Consider the following 2679-nt stretch of genomic DNA (forward strand, 5'->3'; position numbering starts at 1 on the left):
CCTCCGACACGGGGGCTAGCTGAGTGGCACCCTGGCGGGTGCTCTTATGCCTTTATAGACAATATGTTCAATCAAATCTAATACCTATTGTCGTCATTTCTAATGTGTAATCCCTGCCACCCTAGTTCTAATATACACATATATATATAGGGTACTTATCGAACAGCCTAAGGCATTACTGATTCGTAACCTTACTTATAGCCTCAAATACATCGGCACCTACGCTCATCATCTATGGGCTGAATTTAGTTGGGAGCAAACAATTTAGTTTGATACGAACAAAGCAAAAGTTTAGTTGCAACTAAGCAATCGACGAGTTGCAATTAAGCAATTGACGAGTTGCAACTAAGCAATCGGTTTGTTGCATCTCATTTTTGCTCTGATATGTAGTTGGATATCACTTGTTTGAATATGATGAAAAAGAGTGCTACTTTGGGAGGGTAGGGTTTCTGCCACAATGTGTACACCCATTCAGGAATAGAATTGACTGAGTGTCTACCTATTCAGGAATGCGATAATATAGCGTCCACATATTCCGCTTGCCTGCGGAATGCATTCCGTAGCCGTGCGGAACGTATTCCGTAGCTATGCGGAATCCATTCCGCATGCATACGGAATATAAGGTTGGCGTGTCTACTGTTTCAGGAGAGGACAGAGGACAACCCCTAAGTTCTACCTAAGTTCTAAAGCGAAGTGTAATTTTAGTGGAGAGTAACTGCTAACTATTTGGTATCTTTGCGAGTTGAAGGTTTGGTCGTTTGATCTTATATTTGAATTAATATGATGACAGTTAATGAAATAAGGGGGAAGTATTTGGCGTTCTTTGAGAGTAAGGGTCATAAGGTGGTGCCTTCGGCACCTATGGTGATCAAGGATGATCCCACACTTATGTTTACTAATGCTGGTATGAATCAGTTTAAGGATATCATACTGGGAAATGTGCCGATCAAATATAGCCGAATGACCGATAGTCAGAAGTGCTTGAGGGTGAGTGGCAAGCACAACGACTTGGAGGAGGTGGGGCATGATACCTACCACCACACGATGTTTGAGATGCTAGGTAATTGGAGCTTTGGTGATTACTTTAAGAAAGAGGCGATTGCTTGGGCGTGGGAGCTACTTACGGAGGTATATGGTATCGATAAAGACCGCCTGTATGTGACGATCTTTGAGGGTGCCGAGAGTGAGGGGCTAGTGCGTGATAATGAGGCACACGACTTCTGGGCTGAGCATATTTCAGAGGAGCGCATCATTGATGGCAATAAGCACGATAATTTTTGGGAGATGGGTGAGACAGGACCATGTGGTCCTTGCTCCGAAATTCATATTGACTTGCGTAGCGATGAGGAGCGTGCCAAGGTAGATGGTAAGAGCTTGGTGAATCGTGACCACCCACAGGTGGTGGAGATTTGGAACCTTGTCTTTATGCAGTACAATCGCAAGGCCGATGGCTCGCTGGTAGGTCTGCCTAATAAGGTGATTGATACTGGTATGGGCTTGGAGCGCCTCTGTATGGCTTTGCAGGGCAAGATGAGTAATTATGATACCGATGTCTTTACCCCACTGATTGATAAGATTGCAGAGCTGTCGCAGAGTAAATATGGTGAGGATGAGAAGAGGGATATCGCTATGAGGGTGATTGCCGACCACGTCCGCACGATTGCTTTTAGTATTACTGATGGGCAATTGCCAAGTAATGCCAAGGCAGGCTATGTGATTAGGCGTATCCTTCGTAGAGCGGTGAGGTATGCCTATACATTCCTCAACCAGCACGAGCCCTTTATGTACCGCCTGATACCGACCCTTATCGAATCGATGGGCGACCATTATACTGAGCTAAAGCAGCAGGAGGAGATCATTACGAAGGTGATCAAGCAGGAGGAGGCCTCTTTCCTCCGTACCCTAGAGACGGGTATGTCTCTATTGGATCAGCATATCCGTGAGATGGGTGATAGCCGAATGCTAGATGGCAAGGTAGTCTTCGAGCTATATGATACCTATGGATTCCCTACCGACCTCACCGACCTAATCCTGCGGGAAAGAGGGTTGAGTGCAGACCTTGAGGGCTTTGAGGTGGAGATGAAAAAACAGAAGGAGCGCGCTAGGAATGCCGCGCACATTACTGCGGGTGACTGGGTAGAGGTGCACGCCGGCGAACAAGAGTTTGTGGGCTATGATTTCCTTGATGTGGAGACTGAGCTACTGAGGTATCGTGAGATTGAGCAAAATAAGGTAAAGACGATTCAGGCAGTGATTAGTCGCAATCCATTCTATGCCGAGGGAGGTGGACAGATTGGCGATAGAGGGGTATTGGTCGGTACTGAAGATGGAGAGGAGATAAAGGTGGTGGATACTATCAAGGAAAATAACCTCCCTATCTCGGTGCTGGAGAAGATTCCTAGTAACCCTAGCCAAACTTTTGAGGCGAAGGTGGATCAGAAACTGAGACGACAGACTGAAGCGAATCACAGTGCTACCCACTTATTGCACCATGCCCTAAGGGAGGTGCTGGGTGTGCATGTGGAGCAGAAGGGATCGTATGTGAGTGATCGGCTACTTCGATTTGACTTCTCACACTTCTCAAAGATGAGCCTAGAGGAGCTTCGCCTAGTGGAGGTGAAGGTAAATGAGGCGATTCGGCAGAATAGCACGAGGGAAGAGCACCGCACTATGCCTATT

Annotated in this window: 1 protein-coding gene; it reads left to right on the plus strand. The window is 46.7% G+C overall.

What is annotated here, in order from left to right:
• Positions 1–780 precede the first annotated feature (780 nt).
• Positions 781–2679 (plus strand): alanine--tRNA ligase (gene alaS, locus QVO39_RS08680; protein WP_288171964.1); only part of this gene is annotated, 1899 nt, incomplete at its 3' end.

Source organism: Porphyromonas sp. CAG:1061, from assembly GCF_000435035.1.
In the GTDB taxonomy this organism is placed as follows: domain Bacteria; phylum Bacteroidota; class Bacteroidia; order Bacteroidales; family Porphyromonadaceae; genus Porphyromonas_A; species Porphyromonas_A somerae.